Raw genomic sequence first — 20,481 nt, 5'->3', positions numbered from 1 at the left:
TTCCGTTCCACAACCTTGTTCTGTTATGAAAGCACTCGTGTATCACGGGATGAAAGATGTTCGCGTTGACACCGTGGACGACCCCAAAATCGAAGACGCGCGCGACGCCATTATCCGCGTTACCAGCACGGCTATCTGTGGCTCCGATCTGCACATTTACAACGGCAGCATCCCCCAGCCCCGCCCGATGGTGTTAGGCCACGAGTTCATGGGTATTGTGGAGGAAGTGGGCAAAGGCGTGGGCAGCAAGCTGAAAGTGGGCGACCGGGTGGTAGTGCCCTTCCCCATTGCCTGCGGTACCTGCTACTTCTGCAACCACGAACTGCCCGGCCACTGTGAGAACTCCAACCCCGACCACTACGGTCCCGAAGGTGGTATGATGACGGAAAAAGGCGGAGCCCTGTTTGGCTACACCGACTTGTACGGCGGCTACAACGGCGGTCAGGCGGAGTACGTGCGCGTGCCCTATGCCGACTTCGGCCCCCGCGTAATCCCCGATTCCCTCACGGATGAGCAGGCCCTGTTTCTCACCGATATTTTCCCGACCGGCTACTCCGGTATCGACTGGGCCGACGTAAAGGGCGGGGAGTTTGTGGCCATTTTTGGCGCGGGGCCGGTGGGTATTATGGCGGCCAAATCGGCTTGGCTGCGCGGGGCCGCCCGGGTGGTTATCGTGGATACGCTGCAGTATCGCCTCGACAAAGCCAAATCCTCGGCTAAAGTGGAAACCATCCGGTGGGAAAGCCAGAAGCAGGTGGTGGAGGAAATCCGGGCCATGAGCCAGGGGCGCGGGGCTGATGTATGTGTGGAATGTGTCGGCTTCGAGCCGGACCGCGACCTGCTGGATCGGGCTAAGGCCATTATCAACCTTGAAAAAGGCTCCGATAAAGTCCTGACCACTTGCATGAGTGCCGTGCGTCGGGGTGGCGTGGTAACGGTGCTGGGCGTGTACAGCTCCCCGTTTGACAACTTCCCTATCCACCAGTTTTTCGATAAAGGCATCACGCTCCGGGGTGGTCAGGCCCCGGCCCAGAAGCATATCGATAAGCTCCTGCAATACGTCATTGAAGGCAAAGTAGTCCTCGACGATATCATTACCCACCGCCTCCCGCTCACGGAAGCGGCGCACGGCTATGATATTTTCCGTAACAAGAAGGACAACTGCGTAAAAGTGGTGCTGAAGCCCTAGTGAGCCCTAGCGCGGGGCTTTCCGGTAGTAATAAAAAAGGCCAGCCACCAGCTGGCCTTTTTTATGTTCGGCAGGCTACGAAAACAGGCCAGAATGCCAGAATTTAGCGGTGTCGAAGCGTAGTCCGGCGCGGTCTGCCTGCCGGATTTCTGCCTACATTTGAAAGAACGGTTTTGTCCGTTTTTTGCCGCCCTGTTCCTTCTGCCACAACCACTTCTCCGCCATGTCTGCTGTACTTTTTCGCCGTATCGGCCTACCCGTTCTGTTGCTGTTGCTATGGGGCGAACCGGGGCAAAGCAACGGCCAGGTGCAGGTGACCCGCTTACCCGGCCGCCTGGCCCCGGGGCTGGAGAAAGACAAAAGCCAGCGGTGGCTGCGGGTGAGCGTAACCGACGAAACCGCGTGCCGGCAGTGGCTTAAGCAGCACTACCCAAACGCCCTCGTGCAGCCCGAAGCGCAGCAGGCCCGGCTGCGGGTGCGGGGAGTAGCGGCGGCGGCTCTGGCGACCTGCCCGTGGGTGAGCTTCGTGCAGGCTGCCGACCGGCAAGCCCGGCCCGAGCGGCAACTCAACGGGGCCGATTTCACGCTCAATAAGGTTACCACGGTGCATGCCCGCTATCCGCGCATTACGGGGCAGGGCCTCACGGTGTCCGTGAAGGAAAGCCCGCTGGATATTCTGGACATCGACTTTAAAGGCCGGCTGCTGAACCCCGATCCGCAGGCGCAACTGCTGAACTCGCACTCCACCATTATGACGACGCTCATTGCGGGCGGCGGCAACTCGTCGCCCAACGGCAAAGGGGCGGCCTGGAAAGCGCGCATTGCTCAATCGAGCTATGATAACCTGTTCCCTGATAACGGGCCGGGGCTGGCGGCGCAAGGCGTATCGGTGCAGAACCACTCGTACGGGGTGGCGGTGGAGAGCTTTTACGGGCAGGAAGCCCGGGCGTATGACCAGCAGGTGCGGCAGTACCCGACGTTGCTGCATGTGTTTTCAGCGGGCAATTCCGGCAACCAGGGGGGAGCGGCCGGACCGTATGCCGGCCTGGCTACTATCGGCAACCTCACCGGCGAGTTCAAAAATTCCAAAAACAGCCTGAGCGTAGGCAATACCGATGCACTGGGGCAGGTGGCTCCGCTCAGTTCCCGGGGCCCCGCCGCCGACGGCCGCGTGAAGCCCGAGCTAGTGGCCTTTGGTGACGGGGGAGCTTCCGACGCGGCGGCGTTGGTGTCGGGAGTCAGCCTGCTGGCCCAACACGCTTACAAAGACCGGTATGGTACGCTGCCCTCGGCGGCCCTGGTGAAAGCCGTGCTGCTGAATACCGCCGACGATACGGGCCGCCCCAACGTCGATTTCGTAGCGGGTTACGGTCAGGTAGATGCGCTGGGAGCAGTGCAGACCATGCTGGAAGGCCGTTTTCAGGAAGGCACCATCATGCAGGGTGAAAGGCAGAGTATTTCGATTCCGGTACCCGCTGGCACGCACCGCCTGAAAATCACCCTGGCCTGGACCGACCCCGCCGCCGTGGAAAATGCCCCGACTACCCTCGTGAATGACCTGGATATGCGGTTGTCTGACCTAAACGATACGCAAACGTGGCACCCCTGGACGCTCAGTTCCTTCCCACACCTTGATTCACTGGCCTTGCCGGCCCGCCGCCGCCCCAACCACCGCGACAATGTGGAGCAGATTACGGTAGATGCCCCGGCTGCCAATGGGTACTACATACTGATGATAAACGGTTTCCAGGTTACCCAGGGCCCGCAGGCGTACAGTATTGCCTACGAATTTGAATCGGACCTGACGTGGGTGCATCCATCGGAAGCGCGTAATCTGCGGGCAGCCGAATCGGCCCTGTTGCGCTGGCAATGGGCCGGGCCCGCTGCGTCGGCGCGGCTGGAATACCGGCCCGTCGGGCAGGCTGGCTGGAATATCGTCAACCCGGCCCTTGACCTTTCCTCGCAAACGTTTCGCTGGACTGCTCCCGACGTAACCGAAGCGGCCCAGCTGCGCCTCACCACCGGGGCCAGCGTGGTCGTGTCCGATACGTTTTTCGTGGCCCGGCCACTAATACTAGCAGTGGGCTATACCTGCCCTGAGGAAACCCTGCTGACCTGGCCACGCATACCCGGGGCTACTCAGTACCAGGTGTACGCGCTGGGCTCCACACACATGGAGCCGTATCGGTTGCTGACGGATACCGCGTTGGTTCTCACGGCCGCCGAAGCGGCTGCCCAATATTTCGCCGTCGCGCCGGTTATCCAGCAGCGGGTGGGGGAGCGAAGCGGCACGGTGAATGTATTGCAGGAAAGCAATGGGTGCTACATCCGCTCTTTCCTGGCCCGACAGCTGGTTACCGATACCGTAGAGTTTGACCTGACACTGGGTACCACCTTCCGGCTGCAGACGGTGACATTGGAGCGCCGCGCGGCCGATGGTAGTTTCGTGGCCGTGCAGAGTCTCGCGCCCGATGCGCGCACCACGTTGCGCCTGTTGGACCCCACTGCTGTGCCGGGCCGGTCTGAATACCGCGTCCGTCTGCAACTGGCCACCGGCCGCCTCGTGTATAGCTCGCTGGAGGAGATATATCTGGTACCATCAGCGGCCGAAGTGCTGGTGTTTCCGGTACCCGTAGCGGCTGGAGAGCCATTAACCGTAGTCGGCCCGCCTGACCAGGTGCTGCGCGTGCGGGTATTCGACCTGGCCGGGCGCTTGCGCCTGAATGTGGTTTCCGACACAGGTACCATCAAAACCCTCGATACGCACGGCCTGAATCCGGGCGTGTATTTGCTCCGCATCAGTACCCCCGGCGGCCGGGAAGTTACGCGCCGCGTGATAGTGCTATAACCTTCCGATCTGGCTTGTACTACTGAGTGCCGCCCCGACAGCAATATCCTGTTGGGGCGGCCTTGTACAATACAGCAACTAGGCTAGTTCAGCCTAAAACAAGGGGTGCTAACCAAAGGTGCGGAGCAGGTTCCTGTCCGGCGGCTTTTTCGGCCGTCGGGCCGGTCGTAGGGCGAACGAGGTGGCCATGTCCGAAAAGACGTGCCGTATGCGCTTACGGCGACCGGCCCGACGGCTGAAAAAGCCGCCGAACCGGAGCCCAGACCAGTCGTCCTGCATCCTCCGTAACTTGGGTGAGCTAATGAAATGGATGATTAGGTGAGTAGAAGAATATTTCACTGGTGCTCCGCTTAAGTCAGGCTTCTCTCCGGCTAATAATCCTCCGGTCGCAATAAATCGGATGCCTGTTGCTTACTGTCGGCAGAGCTGTATACAGTACCAGCAAGTCCAAACACAAACGGCCCCCGACTCAGTAGAGTCGGGGGCCGTTTGTGTTTGGACTAAGCCGTAGTCTAGTAAATGTAGTTCAGAGCCGTACGGTCGTTCGTGTTGAACGGACGGTTGGCACCCGAGCCGATGCAGGCCAGCATCCACGAGTTGGGGTCGTTGCCGGTAGCGGTGCCGGGGATGTAGATGGCACCAACTGTGCTGGCACCTTCGTTTACCGCCGAGCCACCACAGCTGTACTGACGGCCAGCGTAGTCGGTGTGACGGAAGCCGATGCAGTGACCCACTTCGTGCGCCAGGATGGTAGCAATGTAAGTAGAGGCGTTAGCCGTACCAATGGCAGCCGAGTTAACCGAAACCGAGCCGTAAGGATTACCGCCGGAAGGGAAACCAGCCGAAGCCAGGTAACCGGCGCCCGAAGGAGCCGCGCTCAGTACAATGTTGCCGCCCGAAGTTACCCGGGAAAAGGTAATGCGCAGATTCTGAGCATTATACCGGTTGATCAGCTCGTTGGTGGCCGTGATGTAAGCTGAAGGCAGGTTGCTGGCCACGCGGATGGTGATGTTGCGCGGCAGGCCGGATACCAGGTTGGTGGTGCGGTACTGCTCATCCTGACCTACCCGAACCATGCTATAGTCGGGCTTGCTGGCCAGCATTTCGTTGGTCAGCAGGATGTCGCCTTCCACGAGGATGCCGCCGTCTACTTTCTGAGCACCATCGGCCGTAAAGCCCAGAGCTTTGATCTGATTGATGGCCGTCTCTGATACTTCATTCTTTACCTCAACATTGGCTTTTTCCTGGCATGACGACAGGGACAACGTAGTGGCGGCCAACAACGCGAGTGGAGCGAGTGCTTTTAGCTTTTTCATGTGTTTTGGTTGTGGAGTGGTTAAAGGACGCATCAAACATAGGTTATTATTGAGGATATTTCAAAATTAACTATAAATGATTGTCAAAATTATATACGCTGATAGTCTGTCTTTTGCCTGTGATTTTTGAGTTTTTGTAGTCCGCTAATAGGATTATAGTAGTTTGTGAATTTTAGATGAAAAATGTGTTTCTGCTGCATAGAGCCACAATTTCTGGATGGTAAGCCGTTGCTGTACAGCAACGTCCGCCACTGTTAAAAAAAAATTCGGCAGACAACATTTTTTTCTGGCTTAGCGGACCTGATTGAGCTGCCAACCGCTGCCCCGGCTATTTCTCTATCTTTGTAAACAACCGATTTCGTGCGGCCGACCTTTGCCGGCTGCCTTACCATATAGATCCCTCAAGCTGTGGCTTGCTCATCCTGCTCCTCCTCCGGCGGGGGCTGCTCCACTACATCTGCCCAGGGCTGCGGCTCCAAGGGTAGTTGCAGTAGCGGCTGTACCCGCCTCAACGTATTCGACTGGCTCCAGGACCTGGATATGCCCAGCGACTTTAAAGAGTTTGACCTTGTAGAAGTACGCTTTAAGGGCGGCCGCAAGGATTTCTTCCGCAACAAGAGCCGTCTGCCCCTCATCACCGGCGACGCCATTGTGGTGGAAGCGGCCGGCAATGGCTGGCACCTGGGCCACGTCTCGCTGAAAGGCGAGCTAGTGCGCCTGCAGATGAAAAAGAAAAAGGTGCCGCTTGATTCCAAGGACATCCGGCCCATTCTGCGCGTGGCTACCGAGCAGGACGCGGAACGCTGGCAGGCCGTGCGCGACCTGGAAACCGGCACCATGTTCCGGGCCCGGGCCGTGGTGGATGAGCTTCGGCTTAAGATGAAGCTCTCCGATGTGGAGTACCAGGCCGACCGTACCCGCGCCACGTTCTTCTATTCCGCTGACGACCGGGTAGACTTCCGGGACCTGATCAAGCGCCTCGCCGATGAGTTTCGGGTGCGGGTAGAAATGCGCCAGATTTCGCTGCGCCATGAGGCCGGCCGCCTCGGTGGCATCGGGAGCTGCGGCCGGGAGCTGTGCTGCTCTACCTGGCTTTCAGATTTCAAAAGTGTGAGCACCACTGCGGCCCGCTACCAGAACCTGAGCCTCAACCCGGCCAAGCTTTCGGGGCAGTGTGGCCGCCTTAAGTGCTGCCTCAACTACGAGCTGGATACCTACCTCGATGCCCTCAAGGATATTCCGCAGGTGCAGCGTCCGTTGCTCACCGAAAAGGGTGAGTACGTGCTGCAGAAGACGGATATCTTCAAGCGCAAAATGTGGTTTGCCGTGCGCGGCGACAACAATTGGGTGGTAGTGCCCGCTGAACGGGTACGGGAAGTGCTGGAGATGAACAAGCGCGGCGAAAAGCCCGAAAGCTTGCTGCTCCCCATGCGCGAAGAAGAAAAGGAGCCCGAAGTAACCGCTATTGTAGAAGGTTCCCTGGAGCGCCTTGATGACAAAATCAAGGCTTCCAAGCGCAGCAAACGAGGCAAGAAAAAGAAGGGCGACGACGCTCCGGCATCGGCAGTTGCCTCCGGTGCTCCCCGCGCTGGCCGGGGCACCGGTACCCGGAGCAGCAGCGCCCCGGAAACCCGCGCCGCTGTGCCTGCCACCCCAGTTGCAGAAGGTGACCAGCCCGCCGCCACGCCCGAAGAGCGTGCCCGGCCGCGTGGAGCCGCTGCCCGGCCGCTCAACCGCCGGGGCCGGGGCCGGGGTGAGAGCAAACGCACCGATGCGCCTCGTTCTGCCGACGGGGCCACGCCGGCAGCCGATACGCCGCGCCCACCGCGCGACGGTAACCGCTCCGCCCGCCCTACTGATGAAACTCCCGAAGGTAGCCGCCGTCCAGGAGCGGAACCGGGAGAAAACCGGCGGGGTCGCTCGGGCCGGCGGGGCAACCGCCCGGGCCGGGGCGGCAGCGCCGAGGGTGTAGCTCCATCAGCTTCCTAATTCTTCGTTATGCATTGTCTGCTCCGTTTGCTCCCGGCTCTGGGGGTGAGTCTGCTACTGGCTTCCTGCGAAGCCAATGAGGTGTATGAGAAAAATACCGACCTCAAATCCCCGTTGGGTGAGCCTTACGTGTGGGCTGTGCAGGATAAGCCTTCCTTTGAGTTTGAAATCCCCGACACTACCCAGCGCTACGACGTGTATTTCAACGTGCGGAACGCGGCTGACTACGAGTATTACAACCTCTACGTGAAGCACACGCTCAGTGGCCCCAGTGGCAAGCCCATTTCGCGGCGGCTGCACCAGATGCTGCTGATGGACCCGCAAACCGGCGAGCCGCGCGGCAACGGTTCCGGGGATATCTTCGACCACCGTTTCCTGGCTCTGCCAAACCAGAAGTTCTCCCAGACGGGACCGTACAAAATCACGCTGGAACAGTACATGCGCCAGGATCAACTCCGGGGCATTATGGCCGTGGGCGTACGGGTTGTGACGCACGCGCCAGCAGGCAAATAGGATACAGTAGTACATAAAAAAGGCCCGCCGGAATATCCGGTGGGCCTTTTTGCTTGGTAGCGGGCTGGTTAGATGCGCTCTACCTTCACGGCGTTCTGGCCTTTTTTGCCATCGATGATGTCAAACGAAACCCGGTCATTCTCACGGATTTCGTGCACGAGGCCCGTTTGGTGTACAAAAATTTCCTGGCCATTCTCATCCTGAACGATGAAACCATAGCCTTTGGACTCATTAAAAAACTTCACTTTGCCGGTTTTCATAGCGGGTGTAAGCGGTTGTGGGGTGAAAGAATGGCGGTAAATCTACATGGTTTTCCAGATTGGTAAAAATAGCCCGGTTTGGAACGTGGCCGCCCCGGCTGCGTATGACATACGCACCCAACCCAGCTACTCTACGCCATGACGGACGCAACCACTCCTCCTATTTCAAGCGACAACGAGTCCCACACGCCAGTCGACCCCGCTCATAACGGCCAGGGGACGGTACCATCGGAACTTCAGATACCGGCTAATACGCCCGCCGAACAGCCTTTCGCCCACGACCGAAACCACGAGCAAAACGAAGTGGCCGGTGCCAGCCGGGGGGAGTTCGGCCGCCAATCGGACCAGGGGACCACGCAGGGCGGCTACGGCAACGAGCTGAGCCGGGGGGAGGCCACCTACGCGGGCACCCTTGGCGCGCCGGCTGCTACTACCGGCTACGTGGGGGAACGGGAACAACACGCGGAAGATAAGCCATCCGCTGAAAACGGCAGCTTTGGAACACAGGCCGTCGGAGCCGGTAACCCGGCCGGCTCGGCTGTCGGGACTGCCTTTGCCAACGATAACGCTGCACCGAAAGGCCCCGACTCGGGTTTTGCAGAAAACTACGGAACCACCTCACTGAGCGGTGGCCACCCCGCCGATACTGCCCCAGCCGCCAGCCAGCGCAACCAGCGCGAAGATTATACGCCCAATCATCCGGAGGGTGGGCCGCAGGGGCTGCACACCGGAGCCGCGCCTTCCAACGCCAGCCAGGGAACCAATGAGGCCGAGGCCACTCCCACCAACGGCCCTGGTAGCGGCTACCAGGCAGCGGGCTCCGCTGATGCGCAGGGCAGCTCAGACAAAGGCTTTGGCTCGAAAGGCGGCTCGTACAATGACGAATACGACGCGGCCAGCCCCAACCGTCAGGCCGGCTCCCCGGCTCGTGGCGACTTCGAAAAAGAAGACGGTGCCCGGAATTACGGGGGCGCGTCGGATGATCGTACCAATCCTGAGCAATCCCCGGATTACGGGGCGACTCCCGGCCGTAGCGGCTCACCCGATTAACGCCAACATATTAGGTAGCGGAGCCCGTCATGGCAGCCCCAGGGGCGTCATTGGCGGGCTCCGTTATTTGTGAGCCGCCAGTAATAGCTTGCCCTTCTCATTACTAATGAGAAAGTCCTGATTGTTGATGAATACCAGAGCCTCCGCCTGCCCAGATTTAGGCAGCGCAAGACGGGTTTTCTGACCATCGAACAACCGACGGCCGGATAAACGCTCAAACTGATACACGTAGCCGTACCCCAGCAAAGCCACCCGGTGCCCATCGGGACTGATATCGGCGGCGGTAACCCAGCTGGGCAGTTGCAGGCTGTCGGCGAGGCGGGCGGTGTGGCGGCCCGGGCGGGCGGGCACCACGTACTGCTTCACGAAGCCTCCTTCGCCGCGGTTTTTGGTGAACAGATACAGGCTGTCCTGGTAATAGTAAAACGCCTCACAGTCGAAATTGCGCCGGGGCTTGCGGGGCGGGAAGTCGTGTTGGTCGGGGTAAGTAAACCGAATCGTATCAATGTGTTGCAGACTGGGGCCGCTGAGCCGGTAAATGGCCAGATTGCGGCGCTTGTTCTGGTTGTTGCCGAAGTCGCCGAGGTAGAGCCGGTTCTCTTCATCCTGGGCCAGATCCTCCCAATCGATATTCTGAAGCGGCTCCAGGTCCAGCGCCTGCAGCAGGTCGCCCTGGCGGGTGATGCGGTAAAGACGGGCCGTATTGCCGCCATCGGCGTGGGTCCATACATCACCTTCGGGGCCGGCGGTTTCCAGGCCGGAGCTTTCCCGGGCCCGGTGCGTGATGCGGCCAATTTGCGTGACCTCATACTCCTGCGTGACCTCCGCGAAGGTACCCCGGCCCTGGTCGGAGGTACAGCCGTGCCCGACAGTCAGCAACAGGAGGAACAGGACGACAGGCGGGCGAATCGAAAGGAGCATAGGCGGTAGGGCAGCAAGTGGCGGCGGATCAGTCGGGTTTCTGACCACGTACACCGGGCAAGTGGGTTCAGCCGCCGAAAATGGGGATTTTACGGCGGACTTGTGGTAGGGAAGGGGCGGTAAAGGCGGTATCTTGGGCAAAGCATCTTTCTCCCTTACATGCAACTGCCCGGTATACGTCCCGTTTTCTCATTGCTGGCCAGCGGCTTGCTGCTGAGCCAGGTTGCGCGGGCCCAGGCTCCCACCGTTCCCGATTCGGTGCGCTCAGTACCACCACGCGTTACGACGGCTGCAGTTGGGCAGGTTTCCTGGCTGCGTAGGCCAGCTCTGTGGCGGGTTGCGGTACCGGTAACGTTAGTGGCACTGGGGTACGTGAGCCGCAACGAAAATGTGCTGGATGAGATGAAGGAGGAAGTCAACGAAGAAACCCGGGAGCATTTTCCGCATTTCCGGACCAGCATCGACGATTATTCCCGTCACTTGCCCGTGTGGGGAGCCTACGGTTTGTACGCGTTGGGGGTGAAGGGCCAGCGGGGCGTGGTGCCATTCACCGTATGCTATGGTCTTTCGCACGCCCTGAGTACGAGCATCGTCAGCAACCTCAAGCGCCTGGGCCATACCCAACGCCCCGATAATCCAGCCGATTTCAGCTCGTTTCCTTCCGCACACACCGCCGAAGCATTCATGACGGCTACGCTGCTCCACGAGCAGTTCGGGCGGGACCGGCCGTGGGTATCGGTGGCAGGCTACAGTGTGGCTACGGCTACCGGGGCCATGCGCATGCTCAACAACCGCCACTGGGTAACCGACGTGCTGGCGGGGGCGGGCATCGGGTTCTTATCAGCGGAAACCGTGTGGCGGCTGTACCCGGTAGCGGCCCGGCTGCTGCCGCGTACCATGGGCCACAAACTGCTGCTACTGCCCGCGTATCTGCCCGGCGGCAGCCTTGGGGCTACGCTGGTAGTGCGCTGATGCCAGTCGGCGGTTTTCCTATCACCTCTTCACCCTCCAGGAATGGCTTTAGCGCAACACCAGGTATGGCTGCAGCTTTTCAAACGTAGCCTCGTCCAGCACGCGGATCTGCCGCAGGTCGGCCGGTTGGCGAAATGGGCCGTGCTGCTGCCGGAACGCCACCAATACCCGCGCCAGCCGCTTGCCCACGTACGGGTGCGCCTGTAAAACCTCGAAAGAGGCATTGTTGACGTCCACCGGCGCGGGGCTGAACCCAGCGGCCACAAAGGTGTATTTGCGCAGACTGTCCACCAGGTCGGGGGCATCGTGCAGCACGTAGATTTCGGCTACCTGCTCTTGGCGCAGAAACCCGCCCAGCCGCTGCCGAAACTCCACAATCCGGCGGGCATAGCCGCGCCCAATTCCCCGAATCTGCATCAGCTGGGTAGTATCGGCCGTGTTCAGGTCGAAGGCAGCCAGGCGGGTGGGTTTGCGCGGAAAGCGGCCGGGCGTGGCCTCGAACGGCTTACGGTCCGGATACTGGCCGGGCTGATTGCGGGTATACGAGCGGCCCTCCCGGGGCGGGAGCTGATCGGGTAGCTGCAGGTAGGGCGCCAGCCGGGCGTACGTGGTATCCGACAGTCCGTAGGCCTTGCGGAGTTGCTCCTTGGCCCGGAAGCCGCCTACCGCGTCGCGGTACTTTACTAGTCGCTCCGCCAACCACGCGGGCAACCCCCGGGCCTGCCAGTCAAGCGCAGAAAAAGCGTTAGGGTTGAACGGCGCCAGAGCTACCTGCGGCACCCGGGGCCGCGCGGGGTACGTGCGCCTGGGGTAGCGGCTGGCAAACTGTGGCCGTGCCGTGCGACGGGCTGCTAGTTCAGCCGCCAGCGCATTCAGCTGCCGTTGGTCGGCGGCCGGGTTGTAGGCGGGCAGCGCGGGCCGGAGCAGGGCCGGCAGCCAAAGCCAGAGCACCATCAGCAGCACCAGCACCACAAAGCCGGACGTTTCGCGGCGGGAAAAGCCAAAGTAGCGCCGAACAGCCCGTTGCAGGGGAGAGAGTGCCGGACGGCGGGAAACAGCGGGCTTAGCCGGAGCCGGGCGCGGGTCAGACATAACGGATAGACTTAGCGAATACAGCCCTCATGTTAGGCGTAAATCGGCAGAAAATCAATCCGATGAAAAACTATTGCCGGGCCAACTGCCGGACCCCACGCGGCCGAACGGTTACTTCCGAATCTTGACGTCTACCTCGTAGCGGTAGCGGGGCGGGCCGCCCAGCGGAATGGCAAAGAAGGGCAGGGCCACGCCGTACTGGTCAGTCACGTAAAATACCAGGTCGTTGGTGGCCTTGGTGAGGGAAGTGAGCTGCAGATCCAGCGAGAGGCCGTGCTCCTTCTCATCAATGAGATGGGTGCTGCTGGCCCACACGTTGTCCTCGCTTACTTTGGCTGGGTGGCCGTTTTTGGCCACGCTGAAAATCTTCAGGCCCACGTCGCCGTCCACGTCAAAATTGCTTTGCTTGATGCTCACTACCCGGTCGTTTACAAACGGGTAGAGGTGCGTTTTGGCCCGTTTCTGGGGCGAGAGGCGGAAGCTGTACTCGTAGGTAAACGCGTTACCGCCTTCCACGGGCACATTCTGGGTGGGCGAGGTGCTGAGGAAGTAACGGTAGAGGTTGCCGTCGTCGCCGGCTTTGCCCTGCACCACCAGCTTGAATACGTAGCCATCAAACTCCGGCACAAACTCGCCTTCCAGCGGGTTCAGCGGTCCGAACGAGTACCACTTGTTGTCGTAGGTTTTCTCACTGCCGAACTTCAGCTGTTTCAGCAGCGTACCGGCCCGGAACTGGCCTCTGGGCTCGGTGGCGCGGGCATCGGGGGTGGAGTAGGCCCCCGCGCCGCCGTAGAGGCTGAACTCGGTGGTGGTGTTCCAGCCGAACTTGGCTTCGTCGTAGAGGCCGCCGCAGTCGGGGTCGAACACGCGGATGTGCACGGGCTGTCGGTTTTCCTTCGGGATGAGGAAGAAGAAGGTCTGGGTGAAGTCGTCGTCGCCCCAGCTTTTATCGGCCTGGCTGCCGAAGGTCACCAGAAAGGCAATATTTTCGCCCGGGCTTGGTACGGCCTGCGCCCGGGTCGGTGTGGTGGAGAGCAGCAGCAGGAACAGCAGCCCGCAGCCCGCCAGACGAAGAAAAGGCAATACCATATCCCGAAAGTACCGCTCGGGCAGGAATTTTGGTGAATCCGGGCGGCAATTCCGGCCGTTCATTGTCGAAGCGGCTCCGGCCGCGTATCATTACAGTAGATTCCTCCTGAACCCGCCCCGTTATACCTATGGCCGCTACCACCCTCCGTACCACCGATTTTCTGGATGCCCTGGCTGCTGATGTGGAGCAGGCGCGGGAAGTGGCCAACCGCCGCTTCCGTTCCCTCACCGACGACCAACTGAACCGGGGACCCGGACCCGGAAAATGGAGCGTAGGCCAGTGCCTGGAGCACCTCAACATTGTGGGCGGCCTGTATCTGCCGGTTATCAGCCGCAAGATAAAGGCGGCCCGGGAGCGGGGTTCCTCGCCTGCCGATACGGTGGCGCACGGCTATTTTGGCCGCAAAATGACCGACGCCATGCGCGTGCCAGCCAGCGAGAAAACCATGAAAACGCCCCAGCAGTACGCGCCCAGCGGCTCAAGGCTGCCGCGTACGGTGGTGGAAGTATTCAGCCGCCAGCTGGATGAGCTCAGCAACCTGATTGAGCAGGCCCGCCGCGTGAATGCCAACGCCATCCGCATTCCCAACCCGATTATTCCGCTGCTGCTGCCCCGCCTGACCGATGCGCTGGAGCTGCTGGTGGAGCACATGAAACGCCATATTGGCCAGGCCGAGCGGGTGCTGGACAGCCGGGAGCTGTAGCGCAACAAGAACGCTTCTCCCCAAGTAAAACGCAGGTTGAAAGCCCTGTCGGCCGCGTGCCGGCAGGGCTTTTTTTATTGGGGTGGCAAAAAACTGCCGGGCTGGCTATGGAATCTGCCGCCGGCCGGCATCTGGGTTTTTACCAACTTGCCCCGCTACTTCGTTCTGCCCCTATGCGTCCTTTCCTGCTAAGCCTGCTTGTTCTGCTGATGTTCTTTGCCTCCGGTTCCTCCCAGACCACCCCACCCAGCCCCGGCGGCCCCAACCCGGCGGCCTGGAAAAAAATTGACCAACTGCTGGCCAAAGAGCAAACCGCCTCGGCCGCTAAATTGCTGGAGCCGCTGTATCAGCAGGCCCGCCGCCAGCAGAATACGCCCGAGCACCTGCGGGCGTTGCTATACAAGCTGCGTCTGCTGGAAGGGCGGGAGGAAGAAGCCGACGGGCAGGCCATTGTGCTGGTGGAGCAGGACCTGAAAACGGCCCAATTCCCGGCCCGGCCGGTGCTGCATAGTCTGCTGGCCCAGCTCTACGCCCGCTACTACGATGCCCACCGCTACCAGCTCTACGACCGGACCCAGACTACAACCGATACCGCCGATCAGAGCCGCGACGACCTGCGCACCTGGGACGCGGCCCGCCTCGGGGCGGCCGTGGTGCAGCACTACCGCGCCTCGGTGCAGGAGGAGCCCCGCCGCCAGCAGCAGCTGAAACTGGCCACGCTGGGCTACCTCAGCCGGGGCGGCAGCGCCGAGGGCCGGGCTTTGCGCCCCACCCTCTACGATTTGCTGGCCCACCGCGCCGTGGAAGGCCTCGGCAACGATGAGCTGTACATCACCAAGCCCGCCCAACAGTTCGAGCTGACGGATGCCGCTTTGTTCGGGCCGGCCCCGGAATTTTCCCGCCTGAAATTGCAGGCGCCGCCGGCCGACTCCCTGAACGGCCAGTTCCACGCGCTGCAAGTGTTGCAGCAACTGCTGGCGTTCCGCCTCACGGATGCCGGTAACCCCGCCGCTTTGGCCGATGCCGACCGGCTGCGGCTGGAGTTCGTGCACCAGCACGCGGAACTGCCTACCAAAACCGAGCTGTACCGCGTCGCCCTGGCTCGCGCCGCCGAAACGTACAAAGCGTTACCCATCAGCGCGGAGCTGCGGGTGCTGGAAGCCGGCACCTGGGAAGAAACCGACCCCGCCAAAGCCTACGAGTTAGTCGTGGCCGCCGAGAAGCAGTTTCCGAAATCGAGAGGCGCGCGGATGGCGGCGGCTATGCGCCAGCGGCTGGCGCGAATGGAGCTGGCCTTCACCACCGAGGACGTGCTGCTGCCAAACCAGCCCTGGCTGCTGCGCCTGACGGTGCGTAACGCCCCGCGCCTCTACGCCACGGCCTACCGCATCAGCAGCGCCCAGGTGCTGCGCCAGCTGGAGCGGTCCGAGTTGTACGAAAACAAAACCTGGCAGCAGCGCTACGCCCGCGCTTTGGCCGCCCAACCTGCCGCTGCCTGGGCGCTGGACGTGCCCGGCCCCCAGGACTTCCGCATTCACACCGTGCAGCACGCCGGCCCGGCCCTGCCGCTGGGCCAGTATCTCATTGTGCTGAGCACCGCTGCCAGCAACCCAACTAAAGAGCAGGCCGGCGCAGTAACAGCTTACAGCCAAGTGCAGGTGAGTGAGCTGAGCTACGTGCGCCGTAGTGCCGACCGCACCGAAGGCCCCGAGCTGCTGGTGCTGCACCGCCAGAGCGGCGCGCCTCGGCTCGGCGTGCAGGTGCTGCCGTTCTTGACTACCTACAACCAATCGGCGCGCCGCCGTGAGGTGCGGCGCGGCCAGCCTCAGCAGACAGATGCGCAGGGGCAGGTGAAAATTCCCGTGTCGCCTTCGTCAGAGTACACGCAATTTAGTCCGGCCATGTTGAGTGCTGGTGCTGATTCCTTGTGGACGGAGGAACTGGGCTATTTTTATGCTCAGCGCAACAAGCTGCCCCAATACGAGCAGCCGCACATTCGCACCTTCCTCTACACCGACCGCGCCATCTACCGCCCCGGCCAAACGGTATACTTCAAGGGAATTCTGACAGAGGAGAAGGCGGGCAAGTCAGGGTTGTTGCCGGATTCTCCCCTGAACGTAGAGCTGCTTGATGTGAACCGGCAAGTGGTGAAGCAACTGAGCTTTCGCACCTCCAGTTTCGGTTCTGTCCACGGTTCGTTTGTGCTGCCCACGGGTTTGCTAAACGGAGAAATGACCATCCAGACGCAGTTCGGCCGCATTGGATTTGCGGTGGAGGACTACAAGCGGCCCACCTTCCAGGTCACGTTTGAGCCGGTGAAGGGCATGCCGGTGCTGGGCCAGCCCGTAACGGTGCGCGGCACGGCCACCGCCTACGCCGGTCAGCCCATCGACGGGGCCACGGTAAGCTACCGGGTGGTGCGGCGCACGTTCTGGCCCTTCTTCGGCCGGGGTGGCTACGGCGGTGGCCGGCCCGAGCAGGAAATCCTCAGCGGCACCGCCCGCACCGATTCGGCCGGGGGCTTCGCCATTGCCTTCCTTGCCAAAGGCGAGGATCTGAAGCAGGGCAAGCGCGGCGGCTGGGGACCCGGCTACGCCTTCGAGGTGACGGCCGATGTGACGGACGCCGCCGGCGAAACCCGCACCGGCACCCAGCGCGTGAGCCTGGGCACCGAGGCCCTGACGCTGCGCCTGGAACTGCCCGAACTACTCAACCGCGCCGAGCTGCCCACGCCCCGCCTCCTCAGCACCAACGCCGCCGGCGAGGCCCAGCCCGCCAAAGGTCAGTTGCGCCTCTACCGCCTCACGCCGCCCACCCAGCCGCTGCGCCCCCGCCTCTGGGAGCAACCCGAGCGTGAAGCGTTGAGCCAGGAGGAGTTCAAGCGCCGCTTCCCGCTGGATGCCTACGGCCGGGAGGACAACGACAGCACCTGGGCTCGCACGCTGGTGCTCACCCAGGAATTTGACACCGATAAAACCCCGCTGCTGCCGGCTCTGCAAACGGCCCTGGCCGCCCAGCAGCCCGGCCGCTACCTGCTGGAAGCCACGGCCGCTCCGGCCACGGCCGGTCAGCCCGAAGCCCGCACCGAGCAGCGGTTCACCCTGTTCGACCCCGCTGCCGCCACGTTGCCCGTGTCCACTACCGACTGGTTTGTGGCGTTGCAAGACAGCCTAGCACCCGGCCAGACCGCCCGTTTCCTGGTGGGTAGTTCCCTGGAAGGAGCCCGCGTGCTGCTGGAAGCCGAGGCCAAGGGCGAAACCCTGCGCCACGAGTGGCTGACGCTGCCAGCCGGCGAGCAGCGCGTGGTGGAAGTGCCCGTGCCCGCCGCCCTCGGCGAAACCCAGCTCTACGTCCACCTCACCCAGGTGCGCGACAACCGCCTTTACACCCACACGGCCCCGGTGCAGGTGGCCACACCGCCCGCCCCGCTGGTGCTCAGCATTGCCACCTTCCGCGACAAGCTGCAACCCGGCCAGAAGGAAACCTGGCGCGTCACCATCCACCAAGCCAACGGCCAACCCGCCGACGCCGAGCTGCTGGCTACGCTCTACGATAAGTCGCTGGACGTATTCCGCCCCCACGATTTTGAAGAAATAGTATTTTCAAAACCTTACTGGTCACCTGTATTGCAATGGCGGGGGCGGTTTGTGATGCAGGATGCAACGACAGAAGCTACTGAGCCGGCTGCCCTGCCGAATAAGGCTATCAGTTATCCCGAATTGAACATGTGGGACTTTAACTTTCAGCAACGACATATGGCGGTAGAAGAAGTCGTAGAAAGCAAAGCTTACGTAGTGGCCGACGCCGCCATGCCGGCTCCCGCCGCTGCGCCACGGGTAATGATTCGGGGTGCTGTCGCAATGAAACAAAGTGCGGCAACACTGAATGAGGTTGTGGTCAACAACGACTTACCGTCTGCCACTGCCCCACAACCCGACCTCAGCAATGTGCAGGCCCGCAAGGATTTTCGGGAAACAGCTTTGTGGATGCCCGCCGTACGTACCAACGCCCAGGGCGAAACCGTGCTGGAATTCCAGCTGCCCGAAGCCGTGACGCGCTGGCAGCTGCTGGCCCTGGCCCACGACCAGCAGCTGCGCACCGGTCTGCTGCGCCGGGAGCTGGTGACGCAAAAGAGCCTCCAGATAACGCCCAACGCCCCCCGCTTCTTCCGGGAAGGAGACCAGCTGACCTTCTCGGCCAAGCTCAGCAACCTTACTGCCCAGGCCCTCAGCGGCACCGCCCAGCTCATTTTGCTCGACGCCCGCACCCAGCAGCCGTTGGAAAGCCAGCTGCTGAAAAGTGCCGCCCAAGTGAACTTCAACCTGTCGGGCAATAAGAGCCAAGCCGTGAGCTGGAACCTGACCATCCCCGAAACCGCCGAGAACCAGCTGCCCATCGAATCCATTACCTACCGGGTGGTGGCGCGCGGTCAGTTGTCAGTTGCCGGTTCCCAGTTGTCAGGCAAAGAGAAAAAAGAGCAGCGCAAACAGCGCCGCCAGAACAACCAGATAACTGACAACCAACAACTAACAACTGTAGAGGATGGCGAGGAAAATACTTTGCCGGTGTTGCCGAACCGGTTGCTTGTCACCGAAAGCCTGCCGCTGGCGGTGGTGGGGCCAGCTACCCGGGAGTTTGAGCTGAAGAAGCTCACCAGCACCACCTCCGCCACCCGCCGCAACTACTCGCTCACGCTGGAGATGACACCCAACCCGGCCTGGTACGCCGTGCAGGCACTGCCCTACCTGATGGAGTACCCCTACGAGTGCTCCGAGCAGACCTTCAGCCGCCTTTACGCCAACCTGCTGGCCGCCAAAATTCTGCAGAGTAACCCCCAGCTAAAAGCCGTGCTGGCCGAGTGGCAGCGCGCCGCCCAGTCCGGCGACAAAGCTGCCCTCAGCAGCAAGCTGGAGCAAAACCAGGAGCTGAAAAATCTGCTGTTGCAGGAAACGCCCTGGGTGCGCGACGCCCAGAACGAAACCGAGCGGATGCGCCGCCTCGCCGAGCTGTTCGACGAGCCCCGCCTGAAAGCCGAAACCGCCCGCGCCCTCACCAAGCTGAAACAGATGCAGCTGCCCGACGGCTCCTTCCCCTGGTTTGAGCGCATGCCCGCCGACCGGTACATCACCCAGCTTATCGTGGCCGGCTTCGGCAAGCTGCAGAAGCTGGGGGCTTTCGACGCGCAGAAAGACGACCAGGCCCGCCCGTTGCTGCAAAACGCCGTGGCCTACCTCGATGCCGAATTGCAGGATGACTACACCCAGCTCCGCAAGCAGCCCAAAGTAGACCTCAAGCAGAACCACCTCTTCGACCAGCAGATTCAGGCCCTGTATGCCCGCAGCTTCTGGCTTACGCTGGCGGTGCGCAAGGAGGCCCAGCCGGCCCAGGCGTATTACCAGCAGCAGGCCGCTACCTACTGGATAGGCCGTACCCGCTACGAGCAGGCGCTGGCGGCCCTGGCCCTGCACCGCGCCAAAACCCAGCCCGCCGCCGTCAAGAGCATCCTCACAGCTTTGCAGGAAAACGCCCTGCACTCGCCCGAGCTGGGCATGTACTGGACGGAAGTGCGCGGCGGCTACTACTGGCGCGAAGCCCCCACCGAAACCCAGGCCACGCTCATCGAGGCCTTCGATGAGGTGCTTAATGATCAAAAATCGGTGGATGAGATGAAGCTGTGGCTGCTCAGCCAGAAGCGCGTGCAAAACTGGGAAAGCACCCGCGCCACCGCCGATGCCTGCTACGCGTTGCTGCTGCGCGGCTCCAACTGGCTGCAGCCCACCCAGCCGTTGCAGGTGGCAGTAGGAGGGAAGCCCGTGCAGCCCACCGCCCAGCAGGCGGGCACCGGCTACTACAAAGTAACCTGGCCCGCCGCCGACATCCGGCCGGCCCAGGGCCGCGTGACGGTGCAGAAACCCGATGCCGGCGTGGCCTGGGGTGCGCTCTACTGGCAGTATTTCGAGCAGCTGGATAAGATTACGCCCGCCGCCACGCCTTTGCAACTGGAACGCCGCCTGTACCGGGAGCAGCGCACTGCCGCCGGCCCCGTGCTGGAACCCCTCACCGCCGCCACGCCCCTGCGCGTGGGTGACGTGCTGGTGGTGCGCCTGGTGCTGCGCTCCGATCGGGCGTTGGAGTACGTGCACCTCAAGGACCAGCGCGCCGCCGGCCTGGAGCTCATCGGCCAGACCTCGGGCTACCGCTACCAGAGCGGCCTGGGCTACTACGAAAGCCCCCGCGACGCGGCCACCAACTTTTTCATCAGCTACTTCCCCAAGGGCACCCACACCTTCGAGTACCGCCTGCGGGCGGCCCAGGCCGGCAATTTCTCCGGCGGCCTTTCGCAGCTGCAATGCCTATACGCGCCCGAGTTTACGGCCTACTCGGCCGGCACGCGGGTGAGCATTGCGGGGCAGTAATCCGCCGTAATTAGGTAAGTAAGGCTGGATTTCGTTGCTGAGACAGGGAAGCTGCTCGGTGGTGAAATCCAGCCTTTTACCGTTTGGGGGTTGCCCTGGCCGCCAACGGATTGTACATTTGC

13 protein-coding genes are annotated in these 20,481 nt (G+C 61.8%); 8 read left to right on the top strand and 5 right to left on the bottom strand.

All coding sequences use genetic code 11. The features are described 5' to 3' along the window. Positions 1-25 precede the first annotated feature (25 nt). Positions 26-1,189 (top strand): zinc-dependent alcohol dehydrogenase, encoded by a 1,164-nt coding sequence (locus EI293_RS01540; protein WP_125435057.1) that lies wholly within the window; start codon positions 26-28, stop codon positions 1,187-1,189. A gap of 223 nt (positions 1,190-1,412) precedes the next feature. Next, positions 1,413-4,037 (top strand): S8 family serine peptidase, encoded by a 2,625-nt coding sequence (locus EI293_RS01535; protein WP_125435055.1) that lies wholly within the window; start codon positions 1,413-1,415, stop codon positions 4,035-4,037. Between the two features lie 512 nt (positions 4,038-4,549). On the opposite strand, the gene EI293_RS01530 is transcribed toward EI293_RS01535, so the two are convergent. Continuing rightward, positions 4,550-5,353, bottom strand: coding sequence for a M57 family metalloprotease (locus tag EI293_RS01530; protein WP_125435053.1), 804 nt, complete (start codon positions 5,351-5,353; stop codon positions 4,550-4,552). 408 nt (positions 5,354-5,761) lie between these two features. Here EI293_RS01530 and ricT point away from each other — a divergent pair, with 408 nt between their 5' ends. Together ricT and EI293_RS01520 are read left to right on the top strand one after the other, a co-directional pair. Beyond that, on the top strand, positions 5,762-7,342 hold the full coding sequence (gene ricT / locus EI293_RS01525) for a PSP1 domain-containing protein (RefSeq protein WP_317127193.1): 1,581 nt from the start codon (positions 5,762-5,764) through the stop codon (positions 7,340-7,342). 9 nt (positions 7,343-7,351) lie between these two features. Continuing rightward, positions 7,352-7,855, top strand: coding sequence for a gliding motility lipoprotein GldH (locus EI293_RS01520; RefSeq protein WP_125435051.1), 504 nt, complete (start codon positions 7,352-7,354; stop codon positions 7,853-7,855). Between the two features lie 68 nt (positions 7,856-7,923). Here the strand turns inward: EI293_RS01520 and EI293_RS01515 are convergent, their stop codons facing one another. Then, positions 7,924-8,115: a cold-shock protein gene (locus EI293_RS01515; protein WP_044003100.1), complete on the bottom strand. Its 192-nt coding sequence runs from the start codon at positions 8,113-8,115 to the stop codon at positions 7,924-7,926. A gap of 138 nt (positions 8,116-8,253) precedes the next feature. Here EI293_RS01515 and EI293_RS01510 point away from each other — a divergent pair, with 138 nt between their 5' ends. After that, positions 8,254-9,165 (top strand): hypothetical protein, encoded by a 912-nt coding sequence (locus EI293_RS01510; RefSeq protein WP_125435049.1) that lies wholly within the window; start codon positions 8,254-8,256, stop codon positions 9,163-9,165. A 63-nt stretch (positions 9,166-9,228) separates the two neighbouring features. On the opposite strand, the gene EI293_RS01505 is transcribed toward EI293_RS01510, so the two are convergent. Next, positions 9,229-10,086 (bottom strand): hypothetical protein, encoded by an 858-nt coding sequence (locus EI293_RS01505; protein ID WP_125435046.1) that lies wholly within the window; start codon positions 10,084-10,086, stop codon positions 9,229-9,231. A 159-nt stretch (positions 10,087-10,245) separates the two neighbouring features. Here EI293_RS01505 and EI293_RS01500 point away from each other — a divergent pair, with 159 nt between their 5' ends. Continuing rightward, positions 10,246-11,058 carry a phosphatase PAP2 family protein gene (locus EI293_RS01500; protein WP_125435044.1) on the top strand — a complete coding sequence of 271 codons (813 nt, stop codon included), beginning with the start codon at positions 10,246-10,248 and terminating at the stop codon, positions 11,056-11,058. Between the two features lie 48 nt (positions 11,059-11,106). Here the strand turns inward: EI293_RS01500 and EI293_RS01495 are convergent, their stop codons facing one another. Both EI293_RS01495 and EI293_RS01490 read right to left on the bottom strand, forming a co-directional pair. Next, complete coding sequence (locus tag EI293_RS01495) at positions 11,107-12,150, bottom strand: ComEA family DNA-binding protein (protein ID WP_125435042.1); 1,044 nt, start codon at positions 12,148-12,150, stop codon at positions 11,107-11,109. A 111-nt stretch (positions 12,151-12,261) separates the two neighbouring features. After that, entirely contained in the window at positions 12,262-13,239 is a 978-nt protein-coding gene (locus EI293_RS01490) for a hypothetical protein (protein WP_246010500.1), read from the bottom strand. 128 nt (positions 13,240-13,367) lie between these two features. Here EI293_RS01490 and EI293_RS01485 point away from each other — a divergent pair, with 128 nt between their 5' ends. Next, positions 13,368-13,943 (top strand): DinB family protein, encoded by a 576-nt coding sequence (locus tag EI293_RS01485; RefSeq protein ID WP_125435040.1) that lies wholly within the window; start codon positions 13,368-13,370, stop codon positions 13,941-13,943. Positions 13,944-14,116: 173 nt separating this feature from the next. Then, complete coding sequence (locus tag EI293_RS01480; protein WP_170170195.1) at positions 14,117-20,359, top strand: alpha-2-macroglobulin family protein; 6,243 nt, start codon at positions 14,117-14,119, stop codon at positions 20,357-20,359. Positions 20,360-20,481: the final 122 nt, after the last annotated feature.

It is taken from the genome of Hymenobacter perfusus, assembly GCF_003944765.1.
GTDB classification, from domain to species: domain Bacteria; phylum Bacteroidota; class Bacteroidia; order Cytophagales; family Hymenobacteraceae; genus Hymenobacter; species Hymenobacter perfusus.
This window is presented reverse-complemented; position numbering and strand designations above follow the sequence as displayed.

Coding starts and splice junctions, on each gene's coding strand:
- EI293_RS01500 (WP_125435044.1), top strand. CDS start 10,246: ATGCAACTGCCCGGTATACGTCCCGTTTTCTCATTGCTGGCCAGCGGC.
- EI293_RS01520 (WP_125435051.1), top strand. CDS start 7,352: ATGCATTGTCTGCTCCGTTTGCTCCCGGCTCTGGGGGTGAGTCTGCTA.
- EI293_RS01540 (WP_125435057.1), top strand. CDS start 26: ATGAAAGCACTCGTGTATCACGGGATGAAAGATGTTCGCGTTGACACC.
- EI293_RS01510 (WP_125435049.1), top strand. CDS start 8,254: ATGACGGACGCAACCACTCCTCCTATTTCAAGCGACAACGAGTCCCAC.
- EI293_RS01515 (WP_044003100.1), bottom strand. CDS start 8,115: ATGAAAACCGGCAAAGTGAAGTTTTTTAATGAGTCCAAAGGCTATGGT.
- EI293_RS01495 (WP_125435042.1), bottom strand. CDS start 12,150: ATGTCTGACCCGCGCCCGGCTCCGGCTAAGCCCGCTGTTTCCCGCCGT.
- EI293_RS01530 (WP_125435053.1), bottom strand. CDS start 5,353: ATGAAAAAGCTAAAAGCACTCGCTCCACTCGCGTTGTTGGCCGCCACT.
- EI293_RS01480 (WP_170170195.1), top strand. CDS start 14,117: ATGCGTCCTTTCCTGCTAAGCCTGCTTGTTCTGCTGATGTTCTTTGCC.
- EI293_RS01505 (WP_125435046.1), bottom strand. CDS start 10,086: ATGCTCCTTTCGATTCGCCCGCCTGTCGTCCTGTTCCTCCTGTTGCTG.
- EI293_RS01485 (WP_125435040.1), top strand. CDS start 13,368: ATGGCCGCTACCACCCTCCGTACCACCGATTTTCTGGATGCCCTGGCT.
- EI293_RS01535 (WP_125435055.1), top strand. CDS start 1,413: ATGTCTGCTGTACTTTTTCGCCGTATCGGCCTACCCGTTCTGTTGCTG.
- EI293_RS01490 (WP_246010500.1), bottom strand. CDS start 13,239: ATGGTATTGCCTTTTCTTCGTCTGGCGGGCTGCGGGCTGCTGTTCCTG.